This window comes from Methylomonas sp. HYX-M1 (genome assembly GCF_040741385.1).
GTDB lineage: Bacteria > Pseudomonadota > Gammaproteobacteria > Methylococcales > Methylomonadaceae > Methylomonas > Methylomonas rhizoryzae.
This window is the reverse complement of the sequence record NZ_CP160405.1, coordinates 3863085-3882965: the sequence shown is the minus strand read 5'-3', so window position 1 is coordinate 3882965 and position 19881 is coordinate 3863085. Positions and strand designations below refer to the sequence as shown.

General features: G+C 55.9%; 12 protein-coding genes. 11 read left to right on the top strand and 1 reads right to left on the bottom strand.

What is annotated here, in order from left to right; translation table 11 throughout:
• Positions 1-46 precede the first annotated feature (46 nt).
• Both AB0A83_RS17550 and fabV read left to right on the top strand, forming a co-directional pair.
• A complete protein-coding gene (locus tag AB0A83_RS17550; protein WP_367154843.1) occupies positions 47-6850 on the top strand; it encodes an SdrD B-like domain-containing protein in 6804 nt (2267 codons plus the stop codon).
• Positions 6851-7133: 283 nt separating this feature from the next.
• Complete coding sequence (gene fabV / locus AB0A83_RS17545; RefSeq protein ID WP_150050627.1) at positions 7134-8324, top strand: enoyl-ACP reductase FabV; 1191 nt, start codon at positions 7134-7136, stop codon at positions 8322-8324.
• A 27-nt stretch (positions 8325-8351) separates the two neighbouring features.
• On the opposite strand, the gene AB0A83_RS17540 is transcribed toward fabV, so the two are convergent.
• Positions 8352-9902, bottom strand: a complete 1551-nt coding sequence (locus tag AB0A83_RS17540) for a sigma 54-interacting transcriptional regulator (protein ID WP_367154842.1) — start codon at positions 9900-9902, stop codon at positions 8352-8354.
• Positions 9903-10116: 214 nt separating this feature from the next.
• On the opposite strand from AB0A83_RS17540, the gene AB0A83_RS17535 reads away from it, so the two are divergent.
• The 9 genes from AB0A83_RS17535 to AB0A83_RS17495 all read left to right on the top strand — a co-directional run bounded on the left by AB0A83_RS17535 (position 10117) and on the right by AB0A83_RS17495 (position 19702).
• Positions 10117-10770 carry a DUF938 domain-containing protein gene (locus AB0A83_RS17535; protein WP_190303181.1) on the top strand — a complete coding sequence of 218 codons (654 nt, stop codon included), beginning with the start codon at positions 10117-10119 and terminating at the stop codon, positions 10768-10770.
• Positions 10771-10853: 83 nt separating this feature from the next.
• The gene (locus AB0A83_RS17530) at positions 10854-11588 is read left to right on the top strand and encodes an SDR family NAD(P)-dependent oxidoreductase (RefSeq protein ID WP_367154841.1); all 735 of its coding nucleotides are present in this window, start codon (positions 10854-10856) and stop codon (positions 11586-11588) included.
• Positions 11588-12199, top strand: coding sequence for a DUF1326 domain-containing protein (locus AB0A83_RS17525; protein ID WP_367154840.1), 612 nt, complete (start codon positions 11588-11590; stop codon positions 12197-12199). The genes AB0A83_RS17530 and AB0A83_RS17525 overlap by 1 nt, the downstream gene beginning before the upstream one ends.
• A complete protein-coding gene (locus tag AB0A83_RS17520; protein ID WP_150050617.1) occupies positions 12199-12942 on the top strand; it encodes a DUF2182 domain-containing protein in 744 nt (247 codons plus the stop codon). The genes AB0A83_RS17525 and AB0A83_RS17520 overlap by 1 nt, the downstream gene beginning before the upstream one ends.
• A 52-nt stretch (positions 12943-12994) precedes the next feature.
• Positions 12995-15142: an ABC transporter substrate-binding protein gene (locus tag AB0A83_RS17515; RefSeq protein WP_367154839.1), complete on the top strand. Its 2148-nt coding sequence runs from the start codon at positions 12995-12997 to the stop codon at positions 15140-15142.
• Positions 15139-16863 (top strand): SLC13 family permease, encoded by a 1725-nt coding sequence (locus tag AB0A83_RS17510; RefSeq protein ID WP_367154838.1) that lies wholly within the window; start codon positions 15139-15141, stop codon positions 16861-16863. Before AB0A83_RS17515 ends, AB0A83_RS17510 begins: the two co-directional genes overlap by 4 nt.
• Positions 16864-16884: 21 nt before the next feature.
• Positions 16885-17520: a heme-binding beta-barrel domain-containing protein gene (locus tag AB0A83_RS17505; RefSeq protein ID WP_150050611.1), complete on the top strand. Its 636-nt coding sequence runs from the start codon at positions 16885-16887 to the stop codon at positions 17518-17520.
• A gap of 154 nt (positions 17521-17674) precedes the next feature.
• Positions 17675-18694, top strand: coding sequence for a YjgN family protein (locus AB0A83_RS17500; protein ID WP_367154837.1), 1020 nt, complete (start codon positions 17675-17677; stop codon positions 18692-18694).
• Between the two features lie 3 nt (positions 18695-18697).
• A complete protein-coding gene (locus AB0A83_RS17495) occupies positions 18698-19702 on the top strand; it encodes a M48 family metallopeptidase (protein ID WP_150050607.1) in 1005 nt (334 codons plus the stop codon).
• Positions 19703-19881 lie beyond the last annotated feature (179 nt).

The window sequence follows — 19881 nt, the reverse complement described above, 5'->3', positions numbered from 1 at the left end:
AGTTGGCTTTCGCAAGTAGAACAATAAATTCCAGAGGATTTCGACAATGAGCACATTCACGATACGCGTTACTTCGTCCGCAACCAATAAGGCAGGGACTGCTTACGGCCAACAGCCCGACCTGGGCGCGCCCAGTTTTCTTGACATGATAGTCACCAATAGTACCGATCCGGTTATCGTTAACGGGGTGTACGATGCTTACTGTCTGAATCCTTTAATCGACATTTTACTTTCTCCAACCACTTATTCGGCCTCCGGCGCAGAAGGTGATTCGTTAGACTCTTTTACCTCCATACAACCGGTTGGCTTAAGCGATTTGACCCAGCTGCAGGTCGATCAACTCAATTGGTTGCTGGCACAAAATTTTACCTCGGATGCGAAATACGGCGGGCAGTTCAACTACGGCGAAGTACAAACCGCCATTTGGAAAATCGTAGGTTTTACCGACCAACAGATTCACGATGCCGGTTTGGATCGTTTTTTGAACGACAACAATAGAAACGTAGTCAGTTCGTCCGATATCACGTTCTTGGTACAAGCGGCGCAAAATGCCGTTGCAAGCGGAAACGGCGTTCTGCCTACCGACAGTTTTTTCACTGCCGTTATCGATCCGGCCGGGAATGCCCAGCCGTTAATCATCCAACTACAAAGCGCCAAACTGGGTAACTACGTCTGGTTCGACCAGAATTCCGACGGCATTCAAGATGCCAACGAAGCCGGTGTGGACAACGTCATCGTGCAACTCTACGATAGCCAAGGTAATTTGCTCGCCGAAACAACAACTGGCGACGATTACAGCACCGCCGCAGTTGAGCACGGCTATTACCAATTCACCGGCTTAAAAGCTGGCGACTATCAAGTCAAGTTTATAACGCCTGCCGACATGGCGTTTACCGTTAAAGACGCCAACGGCAACGGTTCCGATGCAGCCGATAGCGACGCGGATATTACCACCGGCGAAACCGGCATCATTAATCTGGTTGCCGGCGAATCCGATCAAACCATAGACGCGGGCTTGATTGCGGAAAATATTTCCGAGCCTACCAGCCTTGGCGACTACGTTTGGGTGGATAGCAACTACGACGGCTTGCAAAACGACAGCGCCGCTAGTGGCCTCAACGGCGTCACCGTCAACCTGTACGACGGCAACGGCAATCTGGTGGCGACCACCGAAACCGCGAACGACGTCAACGGCAACCCCGGCTATTATCTGTTTGACAACCTGGTTCCGGGCGATTACCAAGTCGAATTCGTGCAACCGGACGGCTACGCCTTCACCAAACAAGACCAAGGCGCGGACGATGGCGCCGACAGCGATGCCGATACGTCAACCGGTCTGACCGTCACCACCAGCTTGACCTCCGGCGAAAACGACCTGAGCTGGGATGCCGGCTTGGTCAAACTGGCCAGCCTGGGCGACCGGGTGTGGGAAGACAGCAACGCCGACGGCGTGCAAGACGCCGGCGAGAACGGCATCGCCGACGTCACCGTCAACCTGTACGACTGCGTGACCAATGACCTGCTGGCGACCACCACCACCGACGCCGACGGCAACTACAGCTTTACCGGTTTGCTGCCCGGTACCTACCACGTGGAATTCGTGGCACCGAACGGCTACGTATTCACCGCGCAAGACGTCACTGCCGAAGCTCTGGGCAACGACAGCGACGCCGACGATGCCGGCATCACCGGCTGCTACACCGTCAACAGCGGCGACAACATCGACACGGTCGATGCCGGCCTGTATCAAACCGCCAGCCTGGGCGATTACGTCTGGATCGACGACAACTACGACGGCAAACAAAACGAAGCCAACGGCAACGGCTTGAACGGCGTCACCGTCAACCTGTACGACGGCAACGGCAATCTGGTGGCGACCACCGAAACCGCGAACGACGTCAACGGCAACCCCGGCTACTATTTCTTCGATGCGTTAGTGCCGGGCGATTACCAAGTCGAATTCGTGCAACCGGACGGCTACGCCTTCACCAAACAAGACCAAGGCGCGGACGATGGCGCCGACAGCGATGCCGATACGTCAACCGGTCTGACCGTCACCACCAGCTTGACCTCCGGCGAAAACGACCTGAGCTGGGATGCCGGCTTGGTCAAACTGGCCAGCCTGGGCGACCGGGTGTGGGAAGACAGCAACGCCGACGGCGTGCAAGACGCCGGCGAGAACGGCATCGCCGACGTCACCGTCAACCTGTATGACTGCGTGACCAATGACCTGCTGGCGACCACCACCACCGACGCCGACGGCAACTACAGCTTTACCGGTTTGCTGCCCGGTACCTACCACGTGGAATTCGTGGCACCGAACGGCTACGTATTCACCGCGCAAGACGTGACCGCCGAAGCTCTGGGCAACGACAGCGACGCCGACAGCGCCGGCATCACCGGCTGCTACACCGTCAACAGCGGCGACAACATCGACACGGTCGATGCCGGCCTGTATCAAACCGCCAGCCTGGGCGATTACGTCTGGATCGACGACAACTACGACGGCAAACAAAACGAAGCCAACGGCAACGGCTTGAACGGCGTCACCGTCAACCTGTACGACGGCAACGGCAATCTGGTGGCGACCACCGAAACCGCGAACGACGTCAACGGCAACCCCGGCTATTATCTGTTCGACAACCTGGTTCCGGGCGACTACCAAGTCGAATTCGTGCAACCGGACGGTTATGCGTTTACTAAGCAAGATCAAGGCGCGGACGACGCTGCCGACAGCGACGCCGACACCACGACCGGCCTGACCGTCACCACCAGCTTGACCTCCGGCGAAAACGACCTGAGCTGGGATGCCGGCTTGGTCAAACTGGCCAGCCTGGGCGACCGGGTGTGGGAAGACAGCAACGCCGACGGCGTGCAAGACGCCGGCGAGAACGGCATCGCCGACGTCACCGTCAACCTGTACGACTGCGTGACCAATGACCTGCTGGCGACCACCACCACCGACGCCGACGGCAACTACAGCTTTACCGGTTTGCTGCCCGGTACCTACCACGTGGAATTCGTGGCGCCTAACGGCTACGTATTCACCGCGCAAGACGTGACCGCCGAAGCTCTGGGCAACGACAGCGACGCCGACAGCGCCGGCATCACCGGCTGCTACACCGTCAACAGCGGCGACAACATCGACACGGTAGACGCCGGCCTGTATCAAACCGCCAGCCTGGGCGATTACGTCTGGGTAGACGACAACTACGACGGCAAACAAAACGAAGCCAACGGCAACGGCTTGAACGGCGTCACCGTCAACCTGTACGACGGCAACGGCAATCTGGTGGCGACCACCGAAACCGCGAACGACGTCAACGGCAACCCCGGCTATTATCTGTTCGACAACCTGGTTCCGGGCGACTACCAAGTCGAATTCGTGCAACCGGACGGTTATGCGTTTACTAAGCAAGATCAAGGCGCGGACGACGCTGCCGACAGCGACGCCGACACCACGACCGGCCTGACCGTCACCACCAGCTTGACCTCCGGCGAAAACGACCTGAGCTGGGATGCCGGTCTGGTCAAACTGGCCAGCCTGGGCGACCGGGTGTGGGAAGACAGCAACGCCGACGGCGTGCAAGACGCCGGCGAGAACGGCATCGCCGACGTCACCGTCAACCTGTACGACTGCGTGACCAATGACCTGCTGGCGACCACCACCACCGACGCCGACGGCAACTACAGCTTTACCGGTTTGCTGCCCGGTACCTACCACGTGGAATTCGTGGCGCCGAACGGCTACGTATTCACCGCGCAAGACGTCACTGCCGAAGCCCTGGGCAACGACAGCGACGCCGACAGCGCCGGCATCACCGGTTGCTACACCGTCAACAGCGGCGACAACATCGACACGGTAGACGCCGGTTTGTATCAACTAGCGAGTATCGGCAATAGAATTTGGTATGACACCAATGCCAACGGCATTCAAGATGCCGGAGAAAGCGGCGTCGCCGGTGTAGTGGTCGACTTGAAGGATAACAATGGCCTTGGTGCCGTGTTGCAGACCACGACGACCGATGCGAACGGATATTATTTGTTCGATAACTTAAAACCGGGCGATTACCACATCGACATTCAAGAGGATACCCTGCCCGACGGTTACGAATTCACTACACCGAATGCGGGAAGCAATGACGAACTGGATTCGGATGTTTCCACCGTTTACGGAGCGGAAACTGTGCCTCTCAGTTGGGGTGTTATGGATAAAACCACGTTGACTTCCGGTGAAGTCGACTTGAGCTGGGACGCCGGTATCGTGGCTAAGAAGGCAACGATTGGCGACAAAATATGGCATGACGCAAATGCCAATGGCATTCAGGATGCAGGCGAGCAAGGCATTGCCGGTGTTACCGTTGAATTGAGAGACAACACCGGTACATACGGCAATATACTTGAAACCACCACGACTGACGCTAACGGCAATTATCTGTTCGATAATCTCAATCCTGGCGATTATCACATCGACATCGTCGAATCCACTTTGCCTAGCGGTTACCAATTTACCAAAGCCAATATTGGCGGCAACGACAATGTGGATTCGGACGTTTCTACCCAATACGGTTCGACAACTGTGCCGTTAAATTACGGGATTATGGATAAAACCACTCTCTCAGCGGGCGAAGTGGATTTAAGCTGGGATGCGGGCGTTTATTTCATAGGTGTCGACGTCGAAAAATACGTCTCCAGTACCCAATGCGTGACCAAAAACAATTGCGGAGGCGAGGGCGCCTCTGTTAACGATTGGAAGTCCAATTGTAATTTCTCGTCGTCTTGGAGCTACAACTGGTGGTCGGGTTGGCAGGAAACGAAAACGCCGACCGGCTGGAATGGTATAAGCGATTGCAAGGCAAGCGATACTTTCAATTCGGTGTTCGGGGTCAATTGCAGCGGCGGTAATAAGTCTCTTTACGATATTTTGTGTTCGACAGGTACCGGTAGTCAGGATGTCATGATGCGCGAATGTGTCGCGGCCTACTTGAATGCTTGCCATACGGGCGTCGATTTTGCCTACAGCAAAGAAGAGGTTTGCGCACAAACTAAATATGCGCTGAGTTGCGGTAGTTTCACCGATACCATCAATATGTTCTCTTACGAGAATAAATTGGGCTGTAACTATACCGATAGCAAGCATACCTATAATTGCACCGTCGACACGACCTTATACGATGCGGACGCCGCACCCGGTTTGGAAGTTAAAACCGGCACCAACGTTACTTTTACTTACATAGTGAAAAATACCGGCGATACCGCGTTGAAAAACGTTTCGTTAGTCGACGACAAAATTGCTACGGTTACTTATGTTAGCGGCGACAGTAACAAAAACGGGTTTTTGGATGTTGGCGAGTCCTGGACTTATACCGCTTCGGAGGCGGCAGTTTCCGGCTTAAGGACCAATATCGCTACAGTTACCGGTTACGATTCTATTAGCGGTACTAAAGTGACCGATTCGGATGCGGCTAACTATACCGGCTCAAGTGCGCTGAAAAGTTCGCTTGGCGACAGGGTATGGGAAGATCTTGATATGGATGGTAAACAGGAGGCTGGCGAAAATGGCATCGGCAATGTGACCGTCAAATTGCAATATGCTGGAGCGGATGGGAAATTCGATACGGCGGACGATAAAGCCTACACCACTAAAACCGATGCAAGCGGTTACTATCAATTCAGTAACTTGGATGCGGGAAAATATCAGGTAACCGTGGTTAGTCCCTCGGGCTATTACGTGACTAAATCCAATCAAGGCAGTAACGATGCGATTGACTCCGATATCGACTCATCCGGTAAGACTTCGGTAATCGATTTGGCGGCAGGACAGCAGAATCTGACCATAGATGCCGGCTTATACCGTAAAGCCAGTATTGGCGATCGCATTTGGGAAGACTCCGATCACGACGGTATTCAAGACGTCGGCGAAATCGGTATTAAAGGCGTGAAGGTGATGTTGCAAAATAGCAGCGGCACAACTCTTCAAACCGCCTACACCGATAGCGCCGGTAACTACAAATTCGTTAATTTGGATCCGGGTACTTATAGATTGTGCTTCGACAAGGCTAACGTGTCGCATTACAGCTATTGGAACTATTGGGCCAACATGAACGATTGGTATTGGGACGTCAAAGCCAATGTCGGCACTAATGACAATATTGACTCCGATGCCCTGTCCGACGGCACCAAGGCGAATGTGGTATATACCCAATATACGCAATTGGTATCCGGCGAAAACGACATGAGTTGGGACGCCGCCATTACTCCGGTTGTCATAGATTTAAACGGCGACGGCGTGCAAACCGTCAGCCGTGCCGATGCCGCCGGCAGCTTCGATTTGTTCGGAACCGGCACCAAAGTCGAATCCGGCTGGATTTCCGGCGACGACGGTTTCCTGGCGGTGGACAGCAACGGCAACGGCTTGATCGACAATATCAGCGAGTTGTTCGGAGGCAGCGAGATCGGTGCAGGTTTTGCCAAATTGGCAGCGTTCGATAGCAACGGCGACGGTCTGGTCGATGCCAATGACGCCGATTTCAGCAGCTTGCTGATTTGGAAAGACGGTAACGGCAATCACCAAACCGACGCCGGCGAACTGATGAGTTTGAGCGAGGCCGGCGTTAGTTCGCTAACCGTAGGCCATACCGATCTGCCGTTTATCGATGCGCAGGGCAATTTGCACTTCGAACGCAGCAGCGCGACCTTGGCGGACGGTCAAAGCGTGGACATGACCGACGTGTATTTCAACGTGTCGACTGACGACGTAGTTGCAGCCGGCGGCCAAGCCATCAGTTTTGCCGATTTGATTGCGCAAGTGGGCGTGTCGAACGCTGACGAGTCGCTCTGGCTGGCTTAATCGCTTCCGTCCGGCGGGCGCTTGCGGATCCAATCGCCGCAGGATGCCCGCTTAAAACCTAAATGCCGAAAGGGCTGTGCCGCAAGGCACCGCCCTTTCGCGTTTTCGGCAGTCAACCCAATCGCGTCTGAAACAAACATTACCCTGCAGGATACAGTTTGTGACGCTTGAGTTAAGGCGAGTCGCTATTAATTTTCCTGTAACCTCTGGCGATGGGATAAACTTTAGCGCCTAGGGCGATAGTGTCGCCGATTCTTTTTTAAGGCTTTATTCGAGGAGCAACATGGTCATCAAACCTCGCGTACGCGGTTTTATGTGCGTCAACTCTCATCCGGTCGGCTGCGAAGCCAACGTCAAACAGCAGATCGATTACGTCAAAAGCTTTAGCGCCATCAGCGACGGTCCGAAAAACGTATTGGTGTTGGGTGCCTCTACCGGTTACGGTTTGGCCTCGCGCATCGTTGCCGCTTTCGGGGCGGGGGCGAAGACCTTGGGGGTGTTTTTCGAACGGGAAAGCAGCGAAGGCAAACCGGCTACGCCGGGTTGGTACAATTCGGCGGCATTCCACAAGTTTGCCGACGCCGAAGGTTTGTACGCGAAAAGCATCAACGGCGACGCGTTTTCGGACGAAGTCAAAGCCAAAGCGATAGCCGCGATCAAACAAGACATGGACAAAGTCGACCTCGTTATCTACAGCTTGGCCGCGCCGCGTCGCACCCACCCGAAAACCGGCGTTACCTATACGTCAACCCTAAAGCCGATAGGTAAGGATTTCGTGCAAAACGGTATCGATACCGACAAGGAGCTGATCAAGTCGTTTACCTTGACCGCCGCTAGCCAGGAGGAAATCGACAACACCGTGGCGGTAATGGGCGGCGAAGACTGGCAAATGTGGATAGATGCCTTGGCGGCAGCGGATGTGTTGGCCGAGGGGGCTAAAACCACCGCGTTTACCTATTTGGGCGAAAAAGTCACCTGGGATATCTATTGGGACGGCACCATAGGTGCGGCCAAAAAGGATTTGGACAAGCGGGTAGTGGATATTCGCGCCAAACTGGCGGCTTTGCACGGCGATGCGCGTGTGTCCGTATTGAAAGCGGTGGTCACTCAAGCCAGCGCGGCGATTCCGGTCATGCCCTTGTATTTGGCTTTGCTGTTCAAAGTGATGAAGGCCGAAGGCTGCCACGAAGGCTGTATTGAACAGGTCAACGGTTTGTTCCGTGACAGTCTTTACAATTCGGCGCCGATTTTAGACGACGAAGGCCGGTTACGCGCCGATTTGCAAGAACTGGCGCCGCAGGTGCAGCAACAAATCAATGCATTGTGGCCGCAAGTCAAGACCGAAAATCTGCGCGAACTTACCGATTTTGCCGGCTATAAACACGAGTTTCTGAAGCTGTTCGGCTTCGAAGTCGACGGCGTGGATTACGAAGCCGACGTCGAACCGGTCGTGCCGATCGCCAATTTGCTCTAACGGTTGTTTGCGGCGTACCGGCAGGGTTTATTTAAACGTGGCCGGGTTGAGGCCGAATTTTTTTAATTTGGCGTACACGGCCCTGGAGCTGACGCCCATTGCTGCAGCCACTTGTTTGACGTTGCCGTGACAGGATTGCAATTGCCCGACTAAGAAATCTTGTTCGGCCGCATCGACCAGTTGCCGCTTGCCGGCGGCCCAATCCGTCAGCTCGGATTGGGCCGGTTTGAGGTCCAGCGGCAATTGCTTCAATTCGCTGCCGGCACAGAACAAAACGGCTCTTTCCAGGATATTTTCCAATTCTCTGATGTTGCCGGGCCAGGGATAGGCGCGAATCCGTTCCATCACCTCACGGCTGACCGTTTGTACCTGTTTGTCGTACTTTTCATTCAGCCGTTTCAGAATCAACTGTACTAAATGCGGTAAGTCTTCAGGGCGTTGCGCTAACGGCGGTATCCACAGCCGTACCACATTCAGCCGGTAAAATAAATCCATACGGAACAAGCCCTGCTCTACGCGTTGTTCCAAATTTCGATTGGTTGCGGACACGATGCGTACATCCACGCTTAACGTATGTTTGCCGCCGACCCGCTCCATTTCGCTTTCTTGCAAGACTCTCAGCAAGCGAATTTGCGCCGCGGCCGACAGGGTATCGACTTCGTCCAGAAACAAGGTGCCGCCTTCGGCCCGTTCGAATACGCCTTGATGTACCTCGACGGCACCGGTAAAAGCGCCTTTTTCGTGGCCGAACAACACGCTTTCGATCAGGTTTTCCGGAATCGCGCCGCAATTGATGGCGACAAAAGGCTGATGTTCGCGCGCACTCATCGCGTGGATGGCCCGGGCAACCAATTCCTTGCCGACTCCGGTTTCGCCGTTGATCAGCACCGTTGCCCGCGTGGGCGCCACGACTTCGATTTGCTGCAATACCTGTTGCATGGCCGGTGATTTGGCGACGATGGCCGGGGCTGGTTTGGCGCCTTGTTGCTTGGCTTTTGTCCACCACACCTTGCGCATCTGCTGCTCTATGCGCGAATGCAATTCGGCGATTTCCGTTTTGTCCTGCCGCTGGGCGCTGCGCTTATATTCCAAACCGGGTTTGTCCGCGGCCTGTTCGCGGTTGGTATGTATGCAAACTTCGCAACCGCCGTGTCGGCGAGCGATGGCCTGGCGAATTTCGACCTTGGCGTAGCCGAAGTTGCGGGCGGCGATGCCGCCGAATACGCTGGAGGTCATGCGGCACAGTTCCGGAAAGTTGATTACCCGCTCGCCGAACGGACAGCGGCTATTGATTACCGTTATGGTATCGGCGTCGGTCGACGCCAGCGAGAAATGGCCGCCGATATGATTCTTAAGGGCCAAAATCAAGTCGATGTACTGGTCGTGGTCCAAAGCCGCGCCCAGCTGGTGGTCGTCGCGGTAGGTTTGCTCGAAATACAGGCCGGCGCTTTTGGCGATGTGTTCGATCAACGATTCGCAATACTCGCCGCCCAGTTGCTCGGCGGCGTGCATCAACTCCAAAATAAAGGTCTGCAAAAAGAACGCTGGGGTGATTTGCGAGAAATCGTTTCCACTCATCGGCGCAGGGTTGTGAAGTTATAGTTCGCAGATTGAAGCATCGATTCGCAATTTGACCAAGTGATGAATATCAATATATTGATTTATAAAGGTATTTTCTTGCTATGGTTTTGGTCTGTAAATTGCTGCTGATAGGGGACTTGCCTTTCGGCGAGTTACGCAAACGCCCGTTAGAGGCGGTAATCTATAACCCTACATTTTTCAGGAGTACATCATGATGACCGACAAGCCGCCGTTAAATCCGCATCCGCTCAGCGAATACGTTGCCTGGGCCGGCAACCGTAACCGCGAACCGATATTAGGGGTGCTCAAGGAAAAATTGCCCAAGCAAGCGGGCCGGGTGCTGGAAATGGCTAGCGGCAGCGGGATGCATATCAATTATTTTGCGCCGCATTTCGAGCACTTGCATTTTCATCCCACCGACAAAGATCAGGAGGTGTTCGATAACATCAAACAGCTGACTGCGCAGCATGGCAACGACAATATCGCCGATCCGGCGCATTTGGACTTAACCGATCCGGCGACCTGGTTCAACGTCGGAGAGCAAGCCGGCTTCGATGCGATTTTTTGCATCAACATCTTTCAAGTGGCGCCGATCTCGATTGCCGACGGTATGATGGAATGCGCGGCGCATCTGCTGTGCAGCGACGGCATATTGCTGATCTACGGTCCGTTCAAGGTGGAAGGGCGGTTTACCACCGAATCCAACCAAGAGTTCCACGATACGCTGTCGTCTTATCAGGTCCCGGAGTGGGGCTTGAAAGACGTCGCCGATTTGAAGGCCGCCGCCGCTAAACACGGGTTGGAATTGAAAGAAATCATAGACATGCCGGCCAACAACTTTTCTTTGGTGTTCGGCAGAGTTTAAAGGAGGAGTTGACATGGTTATAGCGTTAGAAACGGCAGCCGCGTTCGCCAGCCTAGCAGGCGCGGGTGAGATAGGAGCAAGCGATGGCCGCTAATAAAACCGCGCTGGTATTGGGAGTCGGGCCGTTGCAAGGTTTGGGGGCGGCTCTGGCGCAACGGTTTGCGACCGAAGGCTTAAGGGTGTTTATCGCCGGCCGTAGCCCGGATCGCTTGGCCAAGGTGGCCGACGCTATAGCCGCCAAGGGTGGTTCGGTAATCCCGGTGGTTGTCGACGCCACCGTGGAAGCCGACGTGGTCAAGCTGTTTAACGAAGCCGTTGCGGATGGCGAGGATTTGCAGATCGCCGCCTACAACGTCGACAGCAATTGGTCGGCCCCGCTACTGCAAACCGATCTGGACATGTTTACCGCGTTATGGAAGCAAAACAGTCTGGGGGCGTTTTTGTTCGGCCGTGAGGCCGCCAAGTATATGCAGGTGCAACGCCACGGCACCATCATTTTCACCGGCGCGACCGCGTCTTTGCGGGCGAAGCCGCCGTTCACCGCATTTGCCGTTGCCAAAGCCGGCGTGCGGGCGTTGGCGCAAGGCATGGCCCGCGAGTTCGGGCCGCAGGGCATACACGTGGTGCACGCGGTGATCGACGGCGTGATAGACGGGGAGCGTTCGCGCGGACAGTTTGCCCGGTTCGTGACGGCCAAAGGGCAGGACGGGCTGTTGCAGCTGGAAGCGATAGCGGAAACGTATTGGCAGTTGCATTTACAACATCCCAGCGCCTGGACGCACGAAATCGATTTGCGTCCTTACAAGGAGCCGTTTTGATGGCTGCCGAAACCATTGATTGGCGCTTGCAGGGCCGCTACTTCGAAACCTGTAATTGCGAAGTGGCTTGCCCGTGCGTATGGTTGCAGCCGGCCAGTGAAGGCGAATGCAAGTTGCTGGCGGCTTGGCACATCGACAATGGTTATTGCGCCGAGGTCGGCTTGGACGGTTTGAACGTAGCCTTGGCCTGTTACGCTAAGGGCAACATGATAGACGGCGGCTGGCAGGCGGCGCTATATCTGGACCTGCGGGCCGATGCCTCGCAAACTCAAGCCTTGACTACTATCTTTACCGGCCGGGCAGGCGGCCATCCCGGCGTGTTGGCCGCATTGATCGGCGAGGTGTGGGGCGTTCGGAAAGTGGTAATCGATTACTGCGAGCAAGGCGACAGCCGCAGTTTGCATATTCCGGGCGTGGCGGAGGCGGAAATTCAAAGCATACGCGGCATTACCGGCGGCGATGCGACTATTGCCAACCCGCCTTTGTGCGTGGTGCCCAGTCATCCGGCCGTGGTGGCCAAATCCGCCCGCTACCGTTATCGGGACTACGGGCAAGACTGGGAATTTTCCGCACGCAACGGCTACCATTCGGCTTTCGTTTATCAGCCTTGATGCCGTTTAAAGTTGCCGCGTTGTTTGCCGCGCTGATCGCCGCCAGCTGGCTGTATTTGGCTTATCAGGCTTGGCAGATGCAAACCCTGCCGATGACACAGCTGTGGATGCCGCCTTCCGCCCTGGCGGATTGGCGCTTGGCCGATTATATCTGGCTGTCGGCAATGTGGGCAGTCATGACGGCGGCAATGATGTTGCCTTCCGCCTGGCCTATGCTGCAAACCTTCGCTGTATATTGCCGACGAGGCGGTACCAGCGCGCCGGCCGGTACGCTGTTGTTCGCCGCAGGCTATTTAACGGTTTGGCTGTTATTCAGCGTGTTGCCGACCTTGTTGCAAAGCCTGTTGCATAGTCGGGCGTGGTTGTCGCCAATGATGGAAAACCGGCAACCGTGGTTGGCGGCGGCGCTGTTGATGCTGGCTGGCAGTTATCAGTTCGCCGCGTTTAAAAACGCGTGCTTGCGGCTATGCCGTTCAACGCTGGGCTTTCTATTGCGGCATTGGCAACCCGGCAGGCGCGGCGCGTTCAACATGGGCTTCAAACACGGTTTGTACTGTTTAGGTTGTTGTTGGGCACAGATGTTATTGATGTTTGCCTTTGGTGTGATGAGCTTGTCGGCCATGGTATGGGTTAGCTTGATGGTACTGGTCGAGAAATGGGCGCCCGTGCCTGCGGAAACCTTGAGCAGGACGCTGGGATGCTTGCTGCTGCTATGGGGCGTATACCTCGGCTTGACGGCCTAATCCCCCTAGCATTGCGGTAGAATGCGGCCAAGTTATCCGCTTGGTCCGCCACATGTTCAATATTTCGTCGATTCGAAACTCTTTCCTGGCGCTGTCTATCGTTTCGTTAACGGCATGCGAGGTATCCCAGCTTAACAATCCGTATCCGGACAGCGACCGCGCTCGGGCGATTATGTATTCGTCGTTTTCCGAGCAACCCAAGCATTTGGATCCGGCGGTGTCCTACAGCAGCGACGAATACGGCTTCATCGGCCAAATCTACGAACCGCCTTTGCAATACCATTTCCTGAAGCGGCCTTACCAGCTGCAGGCGTTGACCGCTACCGATCTGCCCGAAATTCGCTATCTGGATGCGCATGGCGCGGAGCTGCCGGAAACCGCCAGCGACGACCAGGTGGCGTTCACCGACTACCTGATCGAAATCCGCGACGACATACGCTACCAGCCGCATCCGGCCTTTAGCCGGGACGACGACGGCCGATTTTTGTATCACCAGCTGGACGAGCGGCAACTGGCGCGGATCGAAACCTTGAGCGATTTTCCGATACAAAGCAGTCGCTTACTCCAAGCGGAAGACTACGTTTATCAGATCAAACGTCTGGCCTACCCCAAAACGCAATCGCCTATCGCCGAGTTGATGGCGGCTTATATCGACGGTTTCGCCGAGTTCGGTCAAGACACTGCCGCCTCGCCCATAGCGGAATTGCGCAATAAGCCTATGCGCGGCGCTACTGCCTTGGACGAGCGGCATTATCGCATCCGCATCAAAGGCAAATACCCGCAATTCCAATATTGGCTGGCGATGCCGTTTTTTGCGCCCATGCCCTGGGAGGCGGCGCTGTTTTACGCCCAACCGGGACTGAAAAGCAAAAACATCACCCTGGATTGGTATCCGGTCGGTACCGGTCCGTATTGGTTGACGGAAAACAACCCGAATCGGCGCATGGTGCTCAGCAAAAACCCTTACTATCACAGCGATTTCTATCCGCAGGATGGCGATCCCGGAGACCTGGAGGCCGGTTTGCTGGCCGATGCCGGGCAGCCGCTGCCGTTCGTCGACCAGGTGGTGTTTACCTTGGAAAAGGAAACCATTCCGTATTGGGCCAAGTTTCTGCAAGGCTATTACGACGCGTCCGGCATCGCTTCCGACAACTTCGATCAGGCCGTTCAGTTTTCCGGTAGCGGCGACCCGCAACTGACGCCGCTGATGCGCGACAAGCAGATTCAATTGCAGACTTCGGTAGCCAGCTCCTTGTTTTACATGGGGTTTAACTGGCTGGATCCGCTAGTCGGCGGCGCATCCGAACGGGCAAGCAAATTGCGGCAAGCCATAGCGATAGCCGTGGATTACGAAGAATTCATCGCCATTTTCGCCAACGGTCGCGGCGTGGTGGCGCAAGGGGCTTTGCCGCCCGGTATCTTCGGTTACCGCGACGGCCAAGCCGGTCTGAATCCCGTGGTGTTCGACTGGCAAAACGGCGCTCCCAAGCGCAAGTCGCTAGCCGAAGCCAAACGTTTGTTGGCCGAAGCCGGCTACCCCAACGGTATTGATCCGGCCAGCGGCGAAAAATTGTTGTTGTATTTCGATACCACCGCAGTCGGTGCCGACGATCAAGCCTTGATGAATTGGTATCGCAAGCAATTCGACAAGTTGGGCATCCAGCTGGTGATCCGCGGCACGGACTACAACCGCTTTCAGGAAAAAATGCGTAGCGGCGCCGCGCAAATCTTCGTCTGGGGCTGGAACGCCGATTACCCCGACCCGGAAAACTTTTTCTTTTTGCTGTACGGCCCTAATTCCAAGGTCAAGCAAGGCGGCGAGAACGCCGGCAACTATGCCAATCCCGAGTTCGACCGCTTGTTCGAGCAGATGCGCAACATGCCGAACGGCGAGGAACGGCAAGCCATCATCGACCGCATGCAGGACATTCTACGCCGCGATTCGCCCTGGTTGTTCGGCTATTACCCCAAGGATTTCGCCTTGCTGCACAGCTGGTATAAAAACTTGAAGCCGGCCCGCATGATCAGCAACCGCTTGAAATACAGCCGCATCGATATCGACGCGCGCGAGCGGCAGCGCCAAGCCTGGAACCGGGCAAAATTTTGGCCGTTGCTGCTGGTTGCCGGATTATTCGGCGCAATCGCCTATCCCGCCGTCAGGGCCTATCGGCAGCGGCAGAACGCGGGTGGCGAGCGATGACCGCGATACTGGTGTTGTCGGCGGTATTGCTTTTATTAGTACTGTTGGTGATAGGCCGCTGGCCGGCGGCCTTGTTGTTTACCGGCTGGGCGGTCGGGTTTTTGTTGTTGGGCTGGTGCGACGTAGACCGGTTTTTACGCGGATTCGCCAACCCGGCGCTGGTTACCTTGGTATTGTTGTTGCTGGTGTCACTGGCTTTGGAGCGCTCCCGGATTATCGAGGCCATCATCAAGCACATGTTGAACGGTTCCGAATTCAGCGCCATGCTGAAGTTGACCGGGGCCGCCGCGTTAATGTCGTCGGTACTGAACAATACCGCGGTGGTGGGCACCTTGCTGGGGCCGCTAAGCCGGCAGACCCAGCATCCGGTCGGACGCTTGCTGATGCCGCTGTCTTATGCCTCGATATTGGGTGGCGTCACCACCTTGGTCGGTACCAGCACCAATTTGGTAGTCGATTCGCTATTGCGCCAGGCCGGCATGCCGGGGTTGCAGATGTTTCAATTTGCCTGGGTCGGGGTGCCGTTGCTGCTGGCTTGCGGCGCCACGATGTTGTTGATGCGCCGTTTGCTACCCGCTAACGGTTCGGCCCAAAGCCGGCAGCACGCACCGTATTTTTTGGAAGCCCGGGTGGCGGAACATTCGCCGCTGATCGGCCGCAGCGTGGAGCAAAACGGCTTGCGCGGCATGCAGGGCCTGTTTTTAGTGGAGATGGTGCGCGACGGGCATCTGCTCAGTCCGGTACGCCCCACCGACCTGCTGGAAGCCCGCGACATTTTGTTGTTTAGCGGCAGCTTGGACAAGGTTCAGGAATTACAGCGTTATCCCGGTTTGGAAATTTTCGGCAATGATGTCGACGCATTGTTCGCGGATAATTTGCTGGAAGTGGTGATCGCACATTCATCGGAATTGGAAGGCAAGACATTGCGGGAAGTGGATTTCCGCTTGATGTTCGACGCCGGCGTGGTGGCGATTCGGCGCGGCGACCGGCAACTCACCGGCAAACTGGGGCAAGTCGAACTGAAGGTCGGCGATTGCCTGGTGCTGGCGGCGGGCCACGATTTCAGGCAGCACCGCAATGTGGAGCGCAACTTTCATCTGCTCTCCAGCGAACCGTTACGGCCCCGCTTGAACGCCAAGGAAAACCTGCTGACGCTGGGGTGTTTCGCGCTGGTGATAGCCTGTTCGGCCGCCGGGGTATTTCCGCTATTGAACGGCTTGTTGGTGATGCTGGGAATATTATTGGCGGCCGGCGTGCTCACGCGAATGGAAATGCGGCGGCGTTTCCCGTTCGACGTCTGGCTGTTGGTCGGATCGGCCTTGGCGGTTGCCGGAGCGTTGGAGCAATCCGGCGCCGCCAAGCTGATTGCCGGGACATTGAACGGGCTATTCGGCCACGGCGGCTTGATGGGGTCCTTATTCGCCGTATATCTAATGACCTGGCTGTTGACCGAACTGATCACCAACAATGCCGCCGCGGCTCTGGCTTTGCCGGTGGGCCTGGAAGCCGCCAAGGCTCATGGGGTAGACCCTATGCCGTTCGTGATGGTGGTGGCTTACGCTTCCAGCGCTTGTTTTCTAATCCCGAGCGGCTATCAAACCCATTTGATGGTGTTATCGCCCGGTCGATATAAAACCCGCGATTTCATCCGTTTCGGTTTGCCGATACTAGTGGTATACAGTGCGCTAGTGCTGTGGCTGACGCCTATCGTGTTTGCTTGAGTGAATCTTAGGGCTGAAGAAATGAACGAATTAAAAGTAGATATTTACACCGAACCTAGCGACATCGACCTGAACACCTTAAACAACTTGGGGCCGCTACGCAGAATGGCCGGCATCTGGTCGGGTCGGCGCGGCGTCGACATAAAACCCAAGGCTGACGGGCCTAAATCGCAGGAGTTCGTCGAGCGGCTGGAGTTGCAACCGATAGACCCGGTCACCAACGGTCCGCAACTGCTGTACGGTTTGCGTTATTTTACTCACATTACCAAGCCCGGCCGGATTAAAACCTATCACGAACAAGTCGGCTATTGGCTGTGGGAACCGGCGACCGAAACCGTGATACATACCTTGACGATACCGCGCGGCTTGGTGGCCATGGCGGCGGGACGGGCCGCGGCCGACGCCGACGGATTCGAGTTGCAAGCCAGCGAAGGCTTGGATACCTGGGGCATTTGTTCCGCGCCGTTTTTAGCGCAAGCTTTTCGTACCGTGGCCTTCAATATTCGCGTGCTGTTTAACCCCGATGGTACCTGGTCATACCAAGAAGACACGGTTCTGCAAATCCAGGGCCAAGCTCAGCCCTTCCATCATACCGATAAGAATATCCTCGACAAGATTGCCGAACCTACCCCTAATCCCTTGGCCCGCCGCGTTTGAACGCATCCTCCGTCCTCGGATAGGGTAGGGCAAGCCTTTCATGGTCCTGAAAGTATCATTAAAGTCGAAGGCAGCGGCGTATTATTCTTGTTAGCTTGCGTCAATCCGTTATTCTTGTGGGAGTATATCCACAGCAAACCCAGGAATCATGGCTATGAAGAATCGCGAACGGCTGCAATTTACCGGTCAAGGCGGCGAGTATTTCAAAATTTGGATCGTCAACTTATTGTTGAGTATTTTAACCTTGGGCATTTATTCGGCTTGGGCCAAGGTTAGGCGTAACCAATATTTTTACCGGCACACCCGGCTGGCCGGCGCGTGCTTCGATTATCACGGCGACCCGAAAGCCATTCTGAAAGGCAGAATAATAGCCGTGGTCTTGGTAGTGGCGTATACCTTGGCCGGAAGATTTTCCCCGCTCATCGCGCTGGCGATATTGTTGCTCATCCTGTTGGTGATGCCGTGGCTGCTGAAGCGCTCCTTGCGGTTTCGCTTATACAATTCCAGCTACCGGGGGTTGCGGTTCGCTTTTTACGGCAAAACCGGCGGCGCTTATCTCAGTTGGCTGGCGTGGCCGCTTGCCTCCGCGCTTAGTGTGGGATTGTTGTGGCCTTTGACTCAGCAACGCATCGTTCGCTATATGCGCGACAACTCGGCTTACGGCAATGCATTGTTCCGTTTCACCGCCGGCACGGGCGGTTTTTATAAAATTTATTTATTGGTGATCCCCATGCTGGTGGCCATTTTCGTCCTGCTTTTGGTCGCCAGCCAGTTGGTGATTCCCGATGACGTCGAGCAACGCATGGCGGTCGGCGGCGCCTTGGCCGGCATAGGCACATACCTGGGCATGCTGATTTTCGGCTATCCCTACGTGTCGGCCCGCTTGCAAAATCTGATTTGGAACAATACTCAATTGGCCGGCGTACATCGCTTCACCTCCGAGGTTAAAGCGTCCGGCTTGTTCGGCATCATGTTCAGCAATTTAATACTGACGCTGTTGACCTTGGGTTTTTATAAACCCTTTGCCGATATTCGCTTGGCCCGCTATCGCATCGAGCATATCAGCCTGATTCCCGGTGCGGATTTGGAAAACATAGTTGCCGGCATAGAGTCTCAGGCCGCGGCAACCGGCGAGGAAATCGCCGAAATGTTCGATTTCGACATCGCGCTTTAAAGCATGTTGTCCGCCCGCTATTACGACGGTCGGACGGCCGTTCCGCACACGGTGCAACTGCGAGTGTGCGGTTCGGTGCTGTTTTTGCAGGGCGACAATCTCGAACGCCGGGACGCTTTGGCGGCGTTGAGCATCCCTGCGCCGCTGGGTTCCGCGCCCAGGACGATTTTGTTTGCCGACGGCGGCCGCTGTGAAGTGGAGGACATCCAAGGCTTTGCCGCGCTGTTTCCGGCAGGTCCGGGCTCTAATCAGCTGGAAGGCCGCTGGCTGTACGCGATAACGGCGCTGGTATTGGCGGCCGGTTTGGCCGTAGCCGCCTATTGGTGGGGGCTGCCTTATTTGGCGCGGCTGGTGGCGGACAGGATTCCCGATGCGGTGCTAACAGACATGGACGGCTATTGGCTCGGCAACTTGGATGATAGCGTGTTGGGCGCCTCTGTGTTGGACGGCGCGCGTCGGCAAGCCATCGAACAGCGGGTAGCCGATCTGATTTTGCCGGCGGGAGCGGTCAGGCCGCAGTTGGTTTTTCGCGGCAGTGAGCGTTTGGAGCCGAATGCCTTTGCCTTGCCAGGCGGTAGCGTAGTGATCCTGGACGGCTTGGTCGAAATGGCGGACGAGGATGAAATCGTCGCGGTTTTGGCACACGAAAGCGGCCACGTCAGTCAGCGTCACGCGTTGCGGCAGCTGTTGCAGGCCTCGCTGGTCGGCCTGATAGTCGCTTGGTATGTGGGCGATTCGAGCAGCCTGTTGGCCGTAGTGCCGAGCGCACTATTGCAAACGCGCTATTCACGCGATTTGGAGCGTAGTGCCGACGAATTTGCAATCGAAGTGATGCGCTTGAATCACATCCCGCCCGGCCGCTTGGCCGACCTGTTGCTCAAATTGCAAGCCCGGCAAGCGCAGGATGAAGCGGGTTTTGTGCGGCGCCTGGACTCGGTGCTGGATTATCTGTCGTCCCATCCGGCCAGTGAGGAACGCATCGCCCTGCTGCGCTCGCAATCCCGATGAGATGCTCGGAAGTGGCCGGCCGCTTGGGTGCGATTGATGGACTTAGGATACCGTCACAAATAACGTCCCGAAATTGAAAGAGCAGGATTTATGAAAGGCTATCGGTTTTTGAGTCGCTAGTGCGACGGCCTGGAAGGCCCGAGTCAGCCGACACCCGACAGCCGCGTGAATCCTTCGGC

Coding starts and splice junctions, on each gene's coding strand:
- AB0A83_RS17520 (WP_150050617.1), top strand. CDS start 12,199: ATGCCGTTTAAAGTTGCCGCGTTGTTTGCCGCGCTGATCGCCGCCAGC.
- AB0A83_RS17550 (WP_367154843.1), top strand. CDS start 47: ATGAGCACATTCACGATACGCGTTACTTCGTCCGCAACCAATAAGGCA.
- AB0A83_RS17515 (WP_367154839.1), top strand. CDS start 12,995: ATGTTCAATATTTCGTCGATTCGAAACTCTTTCCTGGCGCTGTCTATC.
- AB0A83_RS17505 (WP_150050611.1), top strand. CDS start 16,885: ATGAACGAATTAAAAGTAGATATTTACACCGAACCTAGCGACATCGAC.
- AB0A83_RS17500 (WP_367154837.1), top strand. CDS start 17,675: ATGAAGAATCGCGAACGGCTGCAATTTACCGGTCAAGGCGGCGAGTAT.
- fabV (WP_150050627.1), top strand. CDS start 7,134: ATGGTCATCAAACCTCGCGTACGCGGTTTTATGTGCGTCAACTCTCAT.
- AB0A83_RS17525 (WP_367154840.1), top strand. CDS start 11,588: ATGGCTGCCGAAACCATTGATTGGCGCTTGCAGGGCCGCTACTTCGAA.
- AB0A83_RS17510 (WP_367154838.1), top strand. CDS start 15,139: ATGACCGCGATACTGGTGTTGTCGGCGGTATTGCTTTTATTAGTACTG.
- AB0A83_RS17530 (WP_367154841.1), top strand. CDS start 10,854: ATGGCCGCTAATAAAACCGCGCTGGTATTGGGAGTCGGGCCGTTGCAA.
- AB0A83_RS17535 (WP_190303181.1), top strand. CDS start 10,117: ATGATGACCGACAAGCCGCCGTTAAATCCGCATCCGCTCAGCGAATAC.
- AB0A83_RS17495 (WP_150050607.1), top strand. CDS start 18,698: ATGTTGTCCGCCCGCTATTACGACGGTCGGACGGCCGTTCCGCACACG.
- AB0A83_RS17540 (WP_367154842.1), bottom strand. CDS start 9,902: ATGAGTGGAAACGATTTCTCGCAAATCACCCCAGCGTTCTTTTTGCAG.